The following is a 17,980-nucleotide window of genomic DNA, read 5'->3' as shown; positions in this document are numbered from 1 at the left end:
TTCCTTGTCTAGTTGGCGGGCGCTGTCTTGCCCGACAGGATGTTCTGGATTTCGCCCTTGCACGCCTTGCCCAGGCGCGCATATTCTTGCGGCGAATCGATGGCGGCCTGCAAGGTTTCCACCTTGCGCATTTCCGCCTTAATGTAGGGCAACCAGCCCGTGTCGATTTCGCGCGCCAGCGCCGCCTTGGCCGTGCCGCTGGGCGCGTACAGGGGCCGCGCCTCGAAGCGTCTGGCCAGCGCGGCGCGCACGGTCTTTTCCACGCGCGGCAAGTGTTCCATATAGGTTTTCATGTGCCGCAGCTCGTGCGCGAGTATCTCATCATACGCGCACGTGCCGGGGGCAAATTCGCGGCCGATATAGATCACTACGGGCGCATATGTCAGGCTCACGGTAATCTGCGGCGCCACGCATTCATAGCCGCTGGCCGGGTCTTGCAGCATGGGACCGGCCAGCGCGATGGCCACGCGCGAATCCGTCTTCGTCAGGCCCAGCACCCAGGTGTTCGCGCGCGCCGTGCCCTTCATCACCGTCAGCGCCTTGTACGGCAGATGCGTGTCGATGCTGTATCCGTTCTGCTGCGCCGTCAGCACGGACACCGTCTTGCTGATCGTGTCTTCGCAGCGCACCTGGAACGGCGTGCGCGCTGCCGCCTGCGCGTCCAAGGCGCCGCCGGCCAGCAGCAGGAGGAGAGCCGCGCGCATGTGCGGAATCAGGCCGGCTGCCAGGCGCCACTGGTAATCTTGTCGAGCCAGAAGATGCCGATGACGGTCTTCACGTCCGTGATCGTGCCATCCCTGACCCAGTCGAGCAGCTGCGGCACGGTGGCCGTAAACGTTTCCAGGAATTCGCCCTCGTCGAGCTGGCGTTCGCCGGCCAAGAGTCCCCGCGCCAAAAACAGTTCCAGGTGTTCGTCGGAATAGGCGATGGCGTTGTGGATGGTGGACACGAATTGCCAGTCGCTGGCCGTGTAGCCCGTCTCTTCCAGCAGTTCGCGCTGGGCGCAGGCCAGGTGCGACTCGCCCGCATCGATTTTACCAGCAGGAAATTCGATGAAGACCCGGTCCAGCGGATAGCGGTACTGGCGTTCCATCAGCACCGTGCCGTCGTCGAGCAGCGGCAGGATGACGACGGCGCCCGGATGCAGCACGAATTCGCGCGCCGTAATCTTGCCGTCCGGCAGTGCAACGCGGTCGCGCTGCACGCGCAGGAAGCCGCCCTGGTAGACGAGCTCGCCGTCGACCTTGGTTTCAATCAGATTCGTATCCATGGAATTCCTTATTCAATAAAAAACGGCGCCAGAGGCGCCGCTTTCGGAGGATGGTGCCTAGCGGCGTTTACGCAGATAACGAGTCACGAAACCTGGGAAAGCCAGCACCAGGAACAGGCATCCCGTGATGGCGTAGAACTCCCACGTCTGCGGGAAACCGTTGCCGATGCGCGCTTCCAGCGCGAACGCCACGGCGCCGACGATGAAGTACAGAATCACCATCTCCAGCAGGCGCAGCGCCAGTGGCTTGCGCCAGCCCTGCTCCGCTTGCGCCGCCTTTTTCAGCGGCACGGCGGCAAACAGTTTCTCGTTCAGGAAAGGCAGGTTGGCGCCCAGGATGCCCAGGGCGATCACCAGCCAGCTCGAGGCGGTGACATCCATCGATCAGGACGCCAGGGTCTTGGTGATGGCGGTCGCGCAGGCAGCCAGGATGCTGTTAGGCATCACACCGAGGGCCAGAACGAACACGCCGTTCAGTGCCAGCACGACGCGCATGTCGCCATGCACGACGAGCGCATTGCTGTCGGTCGGCTCGTCGAACCACATCATTTTCACGACGCGCAGGTAGTAGAAGGCGCCGATCAGCGAGAACAGCACGGCGGCGATGGTCAGCCACAGCTGGCCCGTCGCCAATACCGAAGCGAGCACCGAGTACTTGGCCATGAAGCCCATCAGCGGCGGCACGCCGGCCAGCGAGAACATGAACAGGGTCATCACCAGGGCGAAGATCGGGCTGCGTTTGCCCAGGCCCTTGAAGTCGGCCAGTTCTTCAGCTTCGAAACCATTACGTGCCAACAACATGATCACGCCAAACGTACCCAGGGTGGTAAACACGTAGGTGATGACGTAATACATCGAGGCGCCATAGGCGGTGGCTGCGCCAGCCGCGTTCAGCGTGTTGTTCGGCGCGTCGACGGTACCGGACAGCAAGCCCAGCAGGACGAAGCCCATTTGCGCGATGGTCGAGTACGCCAACATGCGCTTCAAATTCGTTTGCGCGATGGCGGTGAAGTTACCGATGGCCAGCGACATCACGGCCAGCACCAGCAGCATCTGCTGCCAGTCATGCGCCATCGGCAGCAAGCCTTCGGCCAGCAAGCGCAGGGTGATGGCGAAAGCGGCCAGTTTCGGCGCCGCGCCCAGCAGCAGGGTCACGGCCGTCGGCGAACCTTGATACACGTCAGGCACCCACATGTGGAATGGCACGACGCCCAGTTTGAAGGCCAGGCCAGCAACGAGGAACACCAGGCCGAAGACCATGATGGTGCCGTTGGTCTTGCCGTTTTCCAGCGCTACGCGCAATTCGCCCAGGTCCAGCGTGCCGGATGCGCCGTACAGCATCGAGATACCGTACAACATGAAACCGGAAGCCAGTGCGCCCAGGATGAAGTATTTCATGGCCGCTTCCGTGGCCTTGGCATTGTCACGGCGCAGAGCGATCAGTGCGTACAGCGACAGCGACATCAGTTCCAGACCCAGGTAGATGATCAGGAAGTTGTTGGCCGAGATCATGATCATCTGGCCCAGCAGTGCAAACAGGGCCAGCACGTAGAATTCGCCGCCCAGGTTGCCCGACAGCATGCTGCGGTCGGTGGCATAGGCACGCGAGTAGATCAGGGTCAGCGCCACGGCGCCGTACGAGAACAGTTTCAGCAGCTGCGACATCGGGTCCGACACGAACATATTGTGGAACGTGTAGACAGTGGTGCCCGCGTTGAAGTCGCCCACGGTCAGCAAGGCGCAGCCGGCCAGGGTCAGCAGCGACAGCGCATACGTGATCGAACGCTTCGCCGCAGGCAAGAACATATCGATCAGCAAGAGCGCCGACGTGGCGATCAGCAGAAAGATTTCCGCGTACAGCGGTACCAGATTAGGTGCATTAGTCATGTTATCGGTCTTCTATTTAAGGCAACTTGCTGATGGCGACATGCTGCAGCAGGTCGGCAACCGAAGTTTGCATCGTGTCGGTGAACGGGGCTGGGTACAGACCCATCACGAGCACGGCGATGGCCAGCACAGCAAGCATGAAGAATTCACGTTTGTTGATGTCGGTCAATTCGGCCACGTGCTTGTTCTTGATCTTGCCGAACACCACGCGCTTGGCCATCCACAGCGAGTACGCCGCGCCCCAGATCAGTGCCGTTGCAGCCAGCAGACCGATCCAGAAGTTGTATTGCACTGCGCCCAGGATCACCATGAACTCGCCGACGAAGCCGGACGTCGCTGGCAGACCGCAGTTGGCCATCGAAAACAGCACGAAGAAGGCGGCAAATTTCGGCATGCGGTTCACGACGCCGCCGTAGTCGGCGATGTTGCGGGTATGCATGCGGTCATACAGCACGCCGATGCACAGGAACATCGCGCCGGAGATGAAGCCGTGCGAAACCATCTGCACGATACCGCCCTGCACCGAAATGTCGTTGAACATGAAGAAGCCCAGGGTGACGAAACCCATGTGCGCGATCGACGAATAGGCGACCAGTTTTTTCATGTCGGTTTGCACCAGGGCAACCAGACCGATGTAGATGACGGCGATCAGCGACAAGGCGATCATGAAGCCCGACAGGTAGTGGCTGGCGTCCGGCGTGATCGGCAGCGAAAAACGCAGGAAGCCGTAGGCGCCCAGTTTCAGCATGATGGCGGCCAGCACGGCGGAACCGCCCGTCGGCGCTTCCACGTGGACGTCCGGCAACCACGTGTGGACCGGGAACATCGGCACCTTGACGGCAAACGCCATCAGGAAGGCCAGGAAGATGAAGATCTGCTCGTTCATCGTCAGCTTGAACACATGCCAGGCCAGGATGTCGAAGGTACCCGTCACATTGCGCAGGTAGATGATGGCAACCAGGGTCAGCAGCGAACCGAAGAAGGTGTACAGGAAGAACTTGAACGACGCGTACACGCGGTTCGAGCCGCCCCAGATACCGATGATGATGAACATCGGGATCAGGGTTGCTTCAAAGAAGAAGTAGAACAGCAAGCCGTCCAGCGCGCAGAACACGCCGATCATCAGGCCCGACAGGATCAAAAACGAGCCCATGTACTGGGCGATGCGCTTCTCGATCACTTGCCAAGCCGAAATGACGACGATGACCGTGATGAAGGCCGTCAGTGGCACGAACCACAGCGACAGGCCGTCGATACCCAGCGAGTACCAGATATTGAAGGTTGCTATCCACGGCGCTTTTTCGACGAATTGCATGCCGTGCGCGGCGTTGTCGAAATGCTGGATCAGCGGCAAGGTGCACAGCATGCTGAGCACGGCGCCAGCCAGCGACAGCCAGCGGGTAAAGCCCGCTTTGCTGTCACGGCCAAGAGCCAGGATCAGGACGCCGCAAATGATCGGCACCCAGATCGACAGACTCAGGTAAGGAGGTAGTGTAGAAATCGTAGACTGCATCATGGTTCTCAGTATTCTTTTATCAGGTCAGCTTACTTAGCGGGCCAGAATGGCAGGAAATAGATCAGGAAGCCCAGCACGCCCAGGATCATCACGAATGCATAGTGATAGATGTAGCCGGTCTGCAACACTCGCGACAGCGAGGACAGCCAGGCGACAACCTTGGCGCTGCCATTGACGACGAAACCGTCGATCAGCTTCTTGTCACCGAAGTTCCACAGGCCATTACCCAGCAAGCGGGCACCGCCGGCGAACACGACTTCATTGAACTTGTCCATGTAGTACTTGTTGTCCAGCAGGGTGTGGATCGCGTGGAACTTGGCAAAGAACCAGGCCGGTACGCGCGGATTGACCATGTAGCAGTAGTAGGCTGCCACCACGCCGGACAATGCCAGCCAGAACGGTGCCGTCGACAGGCCGTGGATCGCCATCGCCATCGCGCCGTGGAATTCATGCGACAACTCTTCCATTGCTGGATGGTTTTCGCCCACAAAAATCACGCCCTTGAAGAAATCGCCATGCAGCATCGGGCCGATCGTCAGGTAACCGATGATCAAGGAAGGGATCGCCAGCATCACCAGCGGGAACCACACGACGAACGGGGACTCATGCGGCTTCTGGCCAGGTTCCAGACCGTGGTGCGCGTGGTCGTCTTCGTCTTCTTCATGGTGGTCGTCATGTGCGTGGGCATCATGCTTCGCAGCAGGCGCGTGGTGGTCGTCATGACCGCGCGCATGCGCCTGGCCGAAACGTTCCTTGCCGTGGAAGACGAGGAAATACATGCGGAACGAGTAGAAGGCGGTGACGAACACGCCAGCCAGCACGGCGAACTGGGCAAAGCCAGCGCCCCAGATGTGCGTCGCTTCGACGGCTTCGATGATGCTGTCTTTCGAGTAGAAACCGGAGAACAGCGGCGTGCCGATCAGGGCCAGCGAACCGACCAGGGAAGTGATCCACGTGATCGGCATGTACTTGCGCAGGCCGCCCATGTTGCGGATGTCCTGGTCATGGTGCATGCCGATGATGACGGAACCGGCGCCCAGGAACAGCAGTGCCTTGAAGAATGCGTGCGTCATCAGGTGGAACACGGCCACGGAGTACGCGGACGAACCGAGCGCCACGGTCATGTAACCGAGCTGCGACAGGGTCGAGTAAGCGACGACGCGCTTGATGTCGTTCTGGATGATGCCCAGGAAGCCCATGAACAGCGCCGTGATGGAACCGATCACCAGGATGAAGGACAGTGCCGTGTCGGACAGTTCGAACAGCGGCGACATGCGCGAGACCATGAAGATACCGGCCGTCACCATCGTCGCGGCGTGGATCAGTGCCGAGATCGGGGTAGGACCTTCCATCGAGTCAGGCAGCCACACGTGCAGCGGGAACTGCGCCGACTTGCCCATCGCGCCGATGAACAGGCAGATGCAGGCGACGGTCAGCAGGGCCCAGTCGGTGCCCGGCATCGTCAGCAGCGCCAGTTCGTCTTTCTTGGCGAACACTTCCTGGTAGTTCATGGTGCCGGCGAATGCCAGCAGCAGGCCGATGCCCAGGATAAAGCCGAAGTCGCCCACGCGGTTGACGAGGAAAGCCTTCATGTTGGCCACGATGGCCGTCGGACGCTGGTACCAGAAACCGATCAAGAGGTAGGAGACCAGGCCCACGGCTTCCCAACCGAAGAACAGCTGCAGGAAGTTGTTGGCCATGACCAGCATCAGCATCGAGAACGTGAACAGCGAGATGTAGGCGAAGAAGCGGTTGTAGCCTTCGTCGTCCTTCATGTAGCCGATCGTGTAGATATGCACCATCAGGGAGACGAAGGTGACCACGCACATCATCATCGCCGACAGCGAATCGATCTGGAAGCCCACTTCCATCTTCAGGGTGCCGATCGTCATCCAGTTATAGATCGTGCCATTGAATGTCGCGCCATCCATCACTGCCAGCAGTGTCTGCACGGACAGGATGAACGCAATCAGTACGCCCAGGATCGTCGCGGTATGCGACGTCTTGCGTCCGACCAAATTACCCAGGAACTGGGTGCCAAGCAAGCCTGCAATCGCGGCACCGGCCAGCGGCGCCAGCGGTACGGCAAGAAGGAGGTTAGGGTTGAGGAGTTGCCCCGCCATGATGAACCTTAATCGTTATTATTCGAGAGATCGAGTCTGAAAAACATCAGCCTTTGAGGCTGTCCAGGTCTTCGACGTTGATGGTATCCAGATTACGGAACATCACCACCAGAATAGCCAGACCGATAGCCGACTCAGCGGCGGCAACCGTCAGGATGAAGAAAACGAAGATCTGACCGGCCGCGTCGCCCATGAAATGGGAGAACGCGATGAAATTCATATTCACCGCCAGCAGCATCAATTCGATTGCCATCAGCAATACGATGATGTTCTTGCGGTTCAGGAAAATACCGACGATCGAGATTGCGAACAGGATCGCGCCCAGGACCAGAAAATGTGTGAGCGATAATGTCATGGTGCCTCCTTAACTTCCGGCTCAGCCGCAGGACGCTCGACGACCGCGTCCATCTTGATGATCTTCAGGCGGTCGTTGCGCTTGACGCGCACGGCATCGCCTGGAGCAAAATGCTTGGTGTCCTTGCGTTTGCGCAGGGTCAGTGCGACTGCGGCAACGATGGCCACCAGCAGCACGACGGCGGCGATCTCGAAGGCGAACACGTATTTCGTGTAGATCAGCAGGCCCAGTTCCTTGGTGCCGCCCAGGTTGACGTTCACCGGTGCGACGCTAGGCGCAAAGTTGCGGAAACCGTGCCACAGGACGGCGGCCATTTCCAGCACGATGATCACGCCCACCGTCACCGACAGTGGCAAGTAGCCCCAGAAGCCTTCGCGCATGCGGTCGATATTGATATCGAGCATCATGACCACGAACAGGAACAGCACCATCACGGCGCCGACATACACCAATACCAGCACGATGGCCAGGAATTCAGCTTGCAGCAGCATCCAGATGCCGGCCGCGGAGAAGAAGGACAGTACCAAAAACAGTACTGCGTGGACCGGATTACGGGCCGTGATGACGCGCGTCGCTGCCAGAATCAAGATCAGCGCGAAGGCGTAAAACAAAATTGTTTTAAAGTCCATAAAAAACCCAATAGACGTACAGATGAACGAGGGGCGCGCCGCAGCTTTGGGGCTGCGGCGCATCCATCAGCGATAAGGTGCGTCGGCGGCGCGCGCAGCGGCGATGTCATTTTCATAACGATCACCCACGGCCAGCAACATCTCTTTCGTGTAATACAAATCCCCGCGTTTCTCGCCGTGGTATTCCAGGATTTGCGTCTCGACGATCGAATCGACCGGGCAGGACTCTTCGCAGAAACCGCAGAAGATGCACTTGGTCAAGTCGATATCGTAACGCGTGGTACGGCGCGAACCGTCGTCACGCTGTTCCGATTCGATCGTGATGGCCATCGCCGGGCAAACCGCTTCGCACAGTTTGCAGGCGATGCAACGTTCCTCGCCGTTCGGGTAGCGGCGCAGCGCGTGCAAGCCACGGAAACGCGGCGAGATCGGTGTCTTCTCTTCCGGGAATTGCACCGTGATCTTGCGCGAAAACATGTACTTGCCTGTCAGCGCCATGCCCTTGATCAGCTCGCCTAACAAGAGGCTGCTGAAGAAATCTTTTACCTTATCCATTCGTATGCACTCTCTTACTTCCAAATATTCCAGGATGTCTGCATCCAGGCAGCGACGAAGACCAGGTAGACCAGCGTCAACGGGATAAACACTTTCCAGCCGAGGCGCATGATCTGGTCATAACGGTAGCGTGGGAACGTACCGCGTACCCAGATGAACACCGACACGATGAAGAAGGTCTTGGCGAACAGCCAGAAGAAGCCGCCGAAACCACCCCAGAACTCCAGGAAAGCAAATGGTGCGGACCAGCCACCGAGGAACATGATCGAAGCCAGGGCGCCGATCAGGATCATGTTGGCGTATTCGGCCAGCATGAACATGGCGTAGGCCATGCCCGAGTACTCGACCATGTGGCCGGCCACGATTTCCGACTCGCCTTCGACGACGTCGAACGGGTGACGGTTGGCTTCAGCCAGGCCCGACACCAGGTAGATGACGAACATCGGCAGCAGCGGCAGCCAGTTCCACGACATGAAATTGACGCCCTTGTCGGCGAAGAAGCCGATCTGCTGGCCACCGACGATGTCGATGAAGTTCAGGCTGCCCGAGACCATCAGCACGATGACCATCACGAAGCCCATCGGGATTTCATACGAAATCATCTGTGCCGAAGCGCGCATGGCGCCCATGAACGAGTACTTCGAGTTCGAGGCCCAGCCGGCGATGATGATGCCGTAGACTTCCATCGAGGTAATCGCCAGCAGCATCAGCAAGCCGGCGTTGACATTGGCCAGCACGGCTTGCGGACCGAAGGGCACGACCGACCAGGCGGCCAGGGCCGGCATGATGGTCATGATCGGGCCGATCACGAACAGGCCTTTGGCGGCCTTGGACGGGATGATGATCTCTTTGAACAAGAGTTTCAGCGCATCGGCGATCGGCTGCAGCAAGCCCAAGGGGCCGACGCGGTTCGGGCCGACGCGGATCTGGATCCAGCCGATCAGCTTGCGTTCCCACAAGGTCAGGTAGGCAACCAGGCCCATCAGCGGCAACAGCACGCACAGGATCTTGATCAGGGTCCAGAAGAACGGCCACGAGCCACCCAGCAGATCCTGGCCGCTGCTGTTGATGACGTTTACAAATTCAGGCAGAGCCATCAGATTTTCCCCTCTGCTGTTTCAACTGTGATGTCACCGAACATGCCGCCCAGGCTGGCCGTCGAGGCATGCGCCGCCGACACTTTGACCACATTGGCTGGCAGGCCGGCATGAAGTGCCGCCACCAGGATGGCGCTGCCGGAGCCTTGCGCCACTTTGACCTTGTCGCCCGCCTTGATGCCCAGCTTCTCGGCCAATGCCGGCGACAGATGGGCTTGCGGCGCGGCGCCGTCGACCGTGCGCAGCAGCGGTTCGGAACGGCGGACCAGCGCGTCGGCGAAGTAGATCGGCACGTCGGCGATGCGTTGCAGCGCTGGCGAAGCCGGTGCGTAGCTTGCCGCTTCCGGTGCGTTCTTGGCGATATTGTTCAGCTGTGCCGACAGATCGGTCACGCCGGCGCCGAACGCTTCGTCGCGGATCGCTTCCGAGGTGTCGTAGTCGAAACCGGCCAGGCCCAGGATGTTGCCCAGGACGCGCAGCACTTTCCAGGCTGGACGGGTTTCCGCCAGCGGCTTGACGGTGCCGTTGAAGCTTTGCGCGCGGCCTTCGCAGTTGACGAAGGTGCCCGAGGTTTCAGCGAACGGGGAAATCGGCAGCAGCACGTCGGCGTAATCCATGCCGTGCTTGAAAGCAGACATCGCCACGACCATGTCGGCGCCATCGAGGGCGGCGCGGGCCGCTTGCGGATTGGCGGCATCGAGTTCCGGCTCGGCGTGCAGCAGCACGTAGGCTTTTTTCGGAGCAGCAAAGGCGGCTTGCACGTTGGCGCGCGGCTTGGCGACCAGGTGCGCGCCTACCGTGTTGGCCGCTTCCGTCAGGTAACCGAGCTTGGCGCCCGTCTGTTCGGCGATCCATTGCGCGGCAGCATGCAGTTGCGACGCTTGCGGGTGTTGCGTTGCCGCGTTACCCAGCAGCACGGCGCCGTGGTCGCCGGCCATCAGGCTGGCGGCGATGGCGACGGCCACGTCCGAAGCAACAACTGCTTCAAAACCGGCTGGCGCGGTGATTTCTTTCGCTTTAGCAACAGCGACGACCACTTCCGACAAGGCCGCCAGCCAATCGCTTGGCGCGACGATCATCTTGTTGGCGATGGTGATCAGTTGATCATCGTCGGAGGCGTGCAGGATCGACAGCTTGGCGCCGCCCTTGACGGACGCGCGCAAACGCGTGGCCAGCAATGGGTGATCCTTGCGCAGGAACGAACCGATGACGAAGGCGCGCTTGATCTGGCCAAATTCGTTGATCGGCATGCCCAGCCATGGTTTCACGCTGGCGTCCAGCGCGAAGTCGGTCTGGCGCAGGCGGAAGTCGACGTGCTCGGAACCGAGGCCGTGGACGACTTTTTGCAGCAGGACCAGCTCTTCGACGGTCGAATGCGGGGTGGCCAGCGCGGCGATGGCGTCAGCGCCATGCTCGTGCTTGATATTTTTCAAACCGTGCGCCACGTATTCCAGCGCGGTCTGCCAATCGACTTCTTTCCACTCGTTGCCTTGTTTCAGCATCGGGGATGTCAGGCGTTCGGCGCTGTCCAGCGCTTCGTACGAGAAACGGTCCTTGTCCGAGATCCAGCACTCGTTGACGGCTTCGTTTTCCAGCGGCAGTACGCGCTTGACCTTGCCAGCTTTCACTTGCACGATCAGGTTCGAGCCGAGGCCGTCATGCGGGCTGACCGATTTGCGGCGCGACAGTTCCCACGTACGGGCGCTGTAGCGGAACGGCTTCGAGGTCAGTGCGCCGACCGGGCACAGGTCGATCATATTGCCTGACAGTTCGGAGTCGACCGTCTGGCCGACAAACGACACGATTTCCGAGTGTTCGCCGCGGCCGATCATACCCAGCTCCATCACGCCGGCCACTTCCTGGCCAAAGCGCACGCAGCGGGTGCACTGGATGCAGCGCGACATCTCTTGCATGGAGACCAGCGGACCGGCTTCCTTCGGCGTGACGACGCGCTTGTCTTCCTTGTAGCGCGATTCGCTCTTGCCGTAACCGACGGCCAAGTCTTGCAACTGGCATTCGCCGCCCTGATCGCAGATAGGGCAATCGAGCGGGTGGTTAATCAGCAAGAATTCCATGACCGACTTTTGCGCCTGCACAGCTTTATCGCTGGCGGAGCGCACGATCATGCCGGCACTGACCGGGGTCGCGCAAGCGGGCAAAGGCTTGGGCGCCTTTTCCACTTCGACCAGGCACATGCGGCAGTTCGCTGCGATCGACAATTTCTTGTGATAGCAGAAGTGCGGAATGTAGGTTCCCAATTTGTTGGCGGCGTCCATCACCATGCTACCAGCAGGGACTTCGACTTTTTTGCCGTCTATTTCGATTTCAACCATGGTGATCGTTACCTGACGCAGCTTAGATATATGCGGGCACTAAGCAATGCTTGTGCTCGATATGATATTCAAATTCTTCACGGAAATTCTTAATGAAGGCCCGTACCGGCATGGCAGCCGCATCGCCCAGCGCGCAAATGGTGCGGCCCTGGATGTTGTCGGCGATCGAGTTGAGCATGTCCAGGTCGTCTGGACGACCCTGCCCCTGCTCGATGCGGTGCACCATGCGGTACATCCAGCCTGTGCCTTCACGGCAAGGCGTACACTGGCCGCACGATTCTTCAAAGTAGAAGTAGGACAGGCGTTCCAGCGCCTTCACCATGCAGCGTGTTTCGTCCATCACGATGACGGCGCCCGAACCCAACATCGAACCGGCTTTCGCGATCGAGTCATAGTCCAGGTCGGTCTGCATCATGATGTCGCCGCGGATCACCGGCGCGGACGAGCCGCCAGGAATCACGGCCTTGATCTTTTTGCCACCGCGCATGCCGCCTGCCAGTTCCAGCAGGGTCGCAAACGGGGTGCCGAGCGGTACTTCGTAGTTGCCCGGTTTTTCCACGTCGCCCGAGATCGAGAAGATCTTCGAACCGCCATTGTTCGGCTTGCCCATCGCCAGGTATTTCTCTGGGCCGATGTTCAGCACGAATGGCACGGCCGCGAAGGTTTCCGTGTTGTTGATCGTCGTCGGCTTGCCGTACAGGCCGAACGAGGCGGGGAAAGGCGGCTTGAAGCGCGGCTGGCCTTTCTTGCCTTCCAGCGATTCGAGCAGGGCCGTTTCTTCGCCGCAGATGTAGGCGCCATAACCATGGTGCGCATGCAACTGGAACGAGAACTCGCTGCCCATGATCTTGTCGCCCAGGAAACCGGCGGCGCGCGCCTCTTCCAGCGCTTCTTCGAAACGCAGGTATTCCTGGAAGATTTCACCGTGGATATAGTTATAACCGACGGTGATGCCCATCGCATAAGCGCCAATGGCCATGCCTTCGATCAGGGCATGGGGATTGTAACGAATGATGTCGCGGTCCTTGAAAGTGCCCGGTTCGCCTTCATCTGTATTGCAGACGAGGTATTTCTGACCCGGGAACTGGCGCGGCATGAAGCTCCACTTCAAGCCGGTAGGGAAACCCGCGCCGCCACGGCCGCGCAAGGACGAGGCCTTGAGGTCGGCGATGATCTGTTCCGGCGTGATTTTCTCTTCCAGGATACGCCGCAGGGCCGAATAGCCGCCGCGGTTCACATAATCTTGCAAATGCCAGTTCTTGCCATCCAGATCCTTCAGGATCAATGGATCGATATGGCGGTTGTGGAGTGACGTCATTTCTTGAGTTCCTCCAGCATGGCGTCGATTTTCTCGTTCGACATCCAGCTGCACATGGTTTTATTACTGACCAGCAAGACCGGCGCATCGCCGCAAGCACCCATGCACTCGCCCTCAACCAGGGTGAACTGGCCATCTGCGGTGGTTTCGCGGAAATCGATACCGAGTTTCTGCTTCAGGTACTCTGCAGCGCGCACGCCGCCCGACAGGGCGCATGGCAGGTTGGTGCACACGGTGATCTTGTGCTTGCCCACGGGTTTCACGTTGTACATATTGTAGAACGTGGCCACTTCCTGCACGGCGATCGCCGGCATGCCGATGTAATCGGCCAGTTCCTTCATGGTTTCCGGCGCCAGCCAGCCCAGTTCATCCTGGGCATGGGCCAGCGCGGCCATGACGGCCGACTGACGCTGGTCGGCCGGGTACTTGGCCAGCTCGCGGTCAATTTTCTTATAGCATTGCTCTGATAACAACATACTTTTTGCCTCTTAGCGGTCAATACTGCCGAACACGATATCTTGCGTCCCGATGATGGTCACGGCGTCGGCAAGCATGTGCCCACGCGCCATCTCGTCGAGCGACTGCAAGTGGGCGTAGTCTGGCGCGCGCAGTTTCATGCGGTACGGCTTGTTGGCGCCATCGGACACCAGGTACACGCCGAACTCGCCCTTCGGATGCTCCACGGCGCTGTAGGCCTCGCCTGGCGGCACGTGGAAACCTTCCGTGAACAGCTTGAAGTGGTGAATCAGCGATTCCATGTTGGTCTTCATGTCGACGCGGCCCGGAGGCGCCACCTTGCGGTTGCTGGTCATGACAGGACCTTCATTGTTGCGCAGCCACTCCACGCATTGCTTGATGATGCGGTTCGACTGGCGCAGCTCTTCCACGCGGACCAGGTAGCGGTCGTAGCAATCGCCGTTGGTGCCGATAGGAATGTCGAAATCCATCAGGTCGTACACTTCGTACGGCTGTTTCTTGCGCAAATCCCACTGCACGCCCGAGCCGCGCAACATGGCGCCCGTAAAGCCCATGGCCAGCGCATCTTCCGGCGAGACCACGCCGATGCCGACGGTACGCTGTTTCCAGATACGGTTGTCGGTCAGCAGGGTTTCGTACTCGTCCACCGAGTTCGGGAAGCGGCGCGCGAAGTCTTCGATGAAGTCCAGCAGCGAACCCTGGCGGTTTTCGTTGAGCTTGCCGATGGCCTTGGCGTTGCGGATGATCGACGCCTTGTGCTGCGGCATCGCGTCCGGCAGGTCGCGGTACACGCCGCCCGGGCGGTAGTAGGCCGCGTGCATGCGCGCGCCCGACACTGCCTCGTAGGCGTCGAACAAGTCTTCGCGGTCGCGGAAGCAGTACAGGAACGGGCCCATGGCGCCAACGTCCAGCGCGTGGGTGCCGAGCCACATCAGGTGATTCAGGATGCGCGTCATCTCGTCGAACATGACGCGGATGTATTGCGCGCGCAGCGGCACTTCCAGACCCAGCATCTTTTCGATGGCCATCACGTACGCATGTTCATTGCACATCATCGACACATAGTCGAGACGGTCCATGTACGGCACGGATTGCAGGTAGGTCTTCTGTTCGGCCAGCTTTTCGGTGGCGCGGTGCAGCAGGCCGATATGCGGGTCGGCACGCTGGATGACTTCGCCATCCATCTCCAGCACCAGGCGCAGCACACCGTGCGCGGCCGGATGCTGTGGCCCAAAGTTCAGGGTGTAGTTCTTAATCTCAGCCATTATTTCATCCCGTAATGTTCTTCGCGGATCACGCGCGGCACGTTTTCCCGCGGCTCGATCGTCACGGGCTGGTAAATCACGCGCTTTTGTTCCGGATCGTAACGCATCTCGACATAGCCGGAGACGGGGAAATCCTTGCGGAACGGATGGCCGATGAAACCGTAGTCGGTCAGCAGGCGGCGCAAGTCGTTGTGGCCTTCGAAGAGGATGCCCAGCAGGTCGAACGCTTCGCGCTCGTACCAGTTGACGGCGCGCCAGATGCCGACCACGGAGGGCAGCAGCGGCATGTCGTCGTCGGGCGCGAACACGCGCACGCGCACGCGCCAGTTGTGCTTGACCGACAGCAAGTGCGAAACGGCCGCGAAACGCAGGCCGTCCCAGCTGCCGTCGCCATAGGTCGAGTAGTCGACGCCGCACAGGTCGAGCAATTGCTCGAAATGCAGGCTCGGGTCATCGCGCAAGGTCTGCATCACGGCCAGGTAGTCCTCGGCCTTGACCTGCAAGGTGACTTCGCCCAGCGCAACCGTCGTGCTAACGCGATCGCCCAGGGCAGTGCCGAGGGCGTTTTGCAATACTTCTAAATGTGTTGTCATAATCTGAAGCGGCCCGGTTAGCGTGCGATCGTGCTGGTACGCTTGATCTTGTTCTGCAACTGCATGATGCCGTACAGCAAGGCTTCAGCGGTCGGCGGACAGCCAGGCACATACACGTCGACGGGCACGATGCGGTCGCAACCGCGCACCACGGAATAGGAGTAATGGTAGTACCCGCCGCCATTGGCGCAGGAACCCATCGAGATGACCCAGCGTGGCTCTGCCATCTGGTCGTAGACCTTGCGCAGGGCCGGCGCCATCTTGTTGCACAGGGTGCCGGCAACGATCATGACGTCGGACTGACGCGGCGACGGACGAAACACGACGCCGAAACGGTCCATATCGTAGCGGGCTGCGCCCACATGCATCATTTCGACCGCACAGCAGGCCAGACCGAACGTCATCGGGAACATAGACCCGGTGCGCGCCCAGTTGATCAGCTTGTCGGCCGAGGTGGTGATGAAACCTTCGCTTAATACGCCTTCAATAGCCATGGCTTATTCCCAGTCAAGGGCACCTTTCTTCCAAATGTACCAAAATCCGACCACGAATTCAGCGATGAACACCATCATCGTGACGAAACCGGCCCAGCCCAGGTCGCGCATTGCAACGCCCCATGGGAAAAAGAATGCCGTTTCCAGATCGAACAAAATAAACAGGATTGCGACCAGATAGTAGCGCACATCGAATTTCATGCGCGCGTCTTCGAATGCTTCAAAACCACATTCGTACGGGGAGAGTTTTGCTGCGTCAGGCTTGTTAGGACCTAACAGGCGCCCCAGGAGCTGGGGAGCGATACCGACACCGAGGCCGATAATAATGAACAGCAGGACGGGGAAGTAATTTTCGAGGTTCACGATTGATAAGCTTATATTGAACGATCGGTTAAATGAGGACGCTGCGATCATTTGCAGCGTATCTAACGCACGACCCCAATCAAAGCTAAGACCAGGATCGAACGACACATCCTCGTAAAAAAAGCCAGCAACTTTGTACGAGCCATGGCTCGTGCGCCGTTGCTGGCTTCTGATTTCTGGTGCCGACGACGAGACTCGAACTCGTACAGCTTGCGCCACTACCCCCTCAAGATAGCGTGTCTACCAATTTCACCACGTCGGCGGTAAGGCCCGTATTCTACTCTGCTTTGCTGCTAAAGTTAATGCACAAATGCATCAAAACACAGATAAAAACGATAAATTTTTACATCTTCCAGCGCGTCACGATTTTTTCCTGCCGCACTGCTGAAACATTGAGCAATAATCTGCCCGTAATGAGAATTACTCTCGATGAGGTATCGAGTTGCTACAGAATTACTTCGGAATCGCGCCTGCCGGGGTGCTGGCAACCGGTGCCGCCGCCGCTGGAGCGCTGGCCGCCGGGGCTGCCGCAGGTACCGTCGTCGGGATCGCGCCCGCGCCGGTGACCGGCACTGGCTTGACGACTTTGTCCATCACGCCGCCGCCCACCGTGGTGGCGCGCTGATTGGCCATCAGCGACAGTGCCAGCGTGGCGCCGAAAAAGATCGCGGCGGCAACGCCCGTCGATTTCGACATGAAGTTCGACGAACCCGTCGCACCGAACAGGCTGCCCGAGGCGCCCGAGCCGAAGGCGGCACCCATGTCGGCGCCCTTGCCGTGCTGCAGCAACACCAGCGCGATAATCGACAATGCCGAAATAACCTGTACTACCACTACCAGATTGAACATCATGTTCATTGCAATTCCATTCTTAGTTTAAATTAATTCAATCGGCGGCGTGAATAATCGCCAGGAAATCCGCCGCCTTCAATGCTGCTCCACCGATCAGACCGCCATCGATATCCGGCATCGCCATCAATTCTTTTGCGTTCTCCGGCTTCATGCTGCCGCCGTACAGGATCTGCACGCCGGCGGCCGCTACCGCATTCTTTTCTGCCAGCTGGGCGCGCAATACCTGATGCACGTCCTGCGCCATCTGCGGCGTGGCCGTCTTGCCCGTGCCGATGGCCCAGACCGGCTCGTAGGCCAGCACCAGCTTTGCCACGTCGTCGGCGGAAATGGCCGCCAGCACGGCACCCAGCTGCTGCGCCACGACCGCGTCGGTCTGGCCCGCTTCGCGCTGCGCCAGCGTCTCGCCGATGCAGACGATAGGCGTGATGCCTGCCGCCAGCGCTGCAACCGTCTTGGCCGCCACCTGCGCATCGCTCTCGCCATGGTAGGCGCGGCGCTCGGAATGCCCGATCACCACATAGCCGCAACCGAAATCCTGCAGCATGGCGGCCGAGATTTCGCCCGTGTAGGCGCCGCTGGCGTGCGCGGACACATCCTGCGCGCCCCAGCCCAGCGCCGTGCCTGCCAATTGCGCCTGGCACTGCGCCAGATACGGCGCAGGCACACAGACGGCGCTGGCGGCGCCAGAAGCAGCCAGGCCAGCAACTATTTCAGACAATAACACCGCGTTCGAGGTGCGACTGCCGTTCATTTTCCAATTTCCGACGACGAGTTTGCGACGCATAGTAGCCTAAATTCTTAATAACCCGTCATTCTAACTCCGGCACCGATGCCGGTCAAACAGGCAGTGCCC

19 protein-coding genes and 1 tRNA gene are annotated in these 17,980 nt (G+C 59.7%); all 20 read right to left on the bottom strand.

Going from position 1 to position 17,980, the window contains the following annotated elements; translation table 11 throughout:
- Window positions 1-8 precede the first annotated feature (8 nt).
- Window positions 9-704, bottom strand: coding sequence for a hypothetical protein (locus IGS60_RS14470; RefSeq protein WP_070311359.1), 696 nt, complete (start codon window positions 702-704; stop codon window positions 9-11).
- Window positions 705-712: 8 nt separating this feature from the next.
- Entirely contained in the window at window positions 713-1,270 is a 558-nt protein-coding gene (locus IGS60_RS14465; protein WP_230505137.1) for an NUDIX domain-containing protein, read from the bottom strand.
- 57 nt (window positions 1,271-1,327) lie between these two features.
- Window positions 1,328-1,651, bottom strand: coding sequence for a DUF2818 family protein (locus tag IGS60_RS14460; RefSeq protein ID WP_070288753.1), 324 nt, complete (start codon window positions 1,649-1,651; stop codon window positions 1,328-1,330).
- Between the two features lie 3 nt (window positions 1,652-1,654).
- Complete coding sequence (nuoN, locus tag IGS60_RS14455) at window positions 1,655-3,157, bottom strand: NADH-quinone oxidoreductase subunit NuoN (protein WP_070224105.1); 1,503 nt, start codon at window positions 3,155-3,157, stop codon at window positions 1,655-1,657.
- Window positions 3,158-3,173: 16 nt separating this feature from the next.
- Window positions 3,174-4,673 carry an NADH-quinone oxidoreductase subunit M gene (locus tag IGS60_RS14450; protein ID WP_230505135.1) on the bottom strand — a complete coding sequence of 500 codons (1,500 nt, stop codon included), beginning with the start codon at window positions 4,671-4,673 and terminating at the stop codon, window positions 3,174-3,176.
- A 29-nt stretch (window positions 4,674-4,702) separates the two neighbouring features.
- On the bottom strand, window positions 4,703-6,796 hold the full coding sequence (gene nuoL / locus IGS60_RS14445; protein ID WP_230505133.1) for an NADH-quinone oxidoreductase subunit L: 2,094 nt from the start codon (window positions 6,794-6,796) through the stop codon (window positions 4,703-4,705).
- 46 nt (window positions 6,797-6,842) lie between these two features.
- The gene (nuoK, locus tag IGS60_RS14440) at window positions 6,843-7,151 is read right to left on the bottom strand and encodes an NADH-quinone oxidoreductase subunit NuoK (protein ID WP_010399724.1); all 309 of its coding nucleotides are present in this window, start codon (window positions 7,149-7,151) and stop codon (window positions 6,843-6,845) included.
- Window positions 7,148-7,780, bottom strand: a complete 633-nt coding sequence (locus IGS60_RS14435; RefSeq protein WP_070224108.1) for an NADH-quinone oxidoreductase subunit J — start codon at window positions 7,778-7,780, stop codon at window positions 7,148-7,150. The genes nuoK and IGS60_RS14435 overlap by 4 nt, the downstream gene beginning before the upstream one ends.
- A 66-nt stretch (window positions 7,781-7,846) precedes the next feature.
- Window positions 7,847-8,335 carry an NADH-quinone oxidoreductase subunit NuoI gene (gene nuoI / locus IGS60_RS14430; RefSeq protein WP_010399726.1) on the bottom strand — a complete coding sequence of 163 codons (489 nt, stop codon included), beginning with the start codon at window positions 8,333-8,335 and terminating at the stop codon, window positions 7,847-7,849.
- Window positions 8,336-8,349: 14 nt separating this feature from the next.
- Entirely contained in the window at window positions 8,350-9,432 is a 1,083-nt protein-coding gene (nuoH, locus tag IGS60_RS14425; RefSeq protein WP_070224109.1) for an NADH-quinone oxidoreductase subunit NuoH, read from the bottom strand.
- A complete protein-coding gene (nuoG, locus tag IGS60_RS14420; protein WP_230505131.1) occupies window positions 9,432-11,765 on the bottom strand; it encodes an NADH-quinone oxidoreductase subunit NuoG in 2,334 nt (777 codons plus the stop codon). Before nuoG ends, nuoH begins: the two co-directional genes overlap by 1 nt.
- Window positions 11,766-11,787: 22 nt before the next feature.
- Window positions 11,788-13,083, bottom strand: a complete 1,296-nt coding sequence (gene nuoF, locus IGS60_RS14415) for an NADH-quinone oxidoreductase subunit NuoF (RefSeq protein WP_010399729.1) — start codon at window positions 13,081-13,083, stop codon at window positions 11,788-11,790.
- Window positions 13,080-13,559, bottom strand: coding sequence for an NADH-quinone oxidoreductase subunit NuoE (nuoE, locus tag IGS60_RS14410; RefSeq protein ID WP_035820520.1), 480 nt, complete (start codon window positions 13,557-13,559; stop codon window positions 13,080-13,082). Before nuoE ends, nuoF begins: the two co-directional genes overlap by 4 nt.
- Before the next feature lie 12 nt (window positions 13,560-13,571).
- Window positions 13,572-14,825 (bottom strand): NADH-quinone oxidoreductase subunit D, encoded by a 1,254-nt coding sequence (locus IGS60_RS14405; RefSeq protein WP_034749992.1) that lies wholly within the window; start codon window positions 14,823-14,825, stop codon window positions 13,572-13,574.
- Complete coding sequence (locus tag IGS60_RS14400) at window positions 14,825-15,418, bottom strand: NADH-quinone oxidoreductase subunit C (RefSeq protein WP_070224111.1); 594 nt, start codon at window positions 15,416-15,418, stop codon at window positions 14,825-14,827. Before IGS60_RS14400 ends, IGS60_RS14405 begins: the two co-directional genes overlap by 1 nt.
- Window positions 15,419-15,435: 17 nt before the next feature.
- Window positions 15,436-15,912 (bottom strand): NADH-quinone oxidoreductase subunit B family protein, encoded by a 477-nt coding sequence (locus tag IGS60_RS14395; RefSeq protein ID WP_010399733.1) that lies wholly within the window; start codon window positions 15,910-15,912, stop codon window positions 15,436-15,438.
- A gap of 3 nt (window positions 15,913-15,915) precedes the next feature.
- Window positions 15,916-16,275, bottom strand: coding sequence for an NADH-quinone oxidoreductase subunit A (locus tag IGS60_RS14390; protein WP_010399734.1), 360 nt, complete (start codon window positions 16,273-16,275; stop codon window positions 15,916-15,918).
- A gap of 177 nt (window positions 16,276-16,452) precedes the next feature.
- Window positions 16,453-16,537, bottom strand: a tRNA-Leu gene (locus IGS60_RS14385).
- A gap of 191 nt (window positions 16,538-16,728) precedes the next feature.
- The gene (gene secG, locus IGS60_RS14380; protein ID WP_034749996.1) at window positions 16,729-17,133 is read right to left on the bottom strand and encodes a preprotein translocase subunit SecG; all 405 of its coding nucleotides are present in this window, start codon (window positions 17,131-17,133) and stop codon (window positions 16,729-16,731) included.
- 28 nt (window positions 17,134-17,161) lie between these two features.
- Complete coding sequence (gene tpiA, locus IGS60_RS14375; protein WP_230505129.1) at window positions 17,162-17,911, bottom strand: triose-phosphate isomerase; 750 nt, start codon at window positions 17,909-17,911, stop codon at window positions 17,162-17,164.
- Between the last annotated feature and the right edge of the window lie 69 nt (window positions 17,912-17,980).

Origin of the sequence: Janthinobacterium sp. FW305-128, assembly GCF_020858135.1 — a bacterium.
Taxonomy (GTDB): domain Bacteria; phylum Pseudomonadota; class Gammaproteobacteria; order Burkholderiales; family Burkholderiaceae_D; genus Janthinobacterium.
Note: the sequence above shows the minus strand (reverse complement) of the source record. Positions and strands in the feature narration are given on the sequence as shown.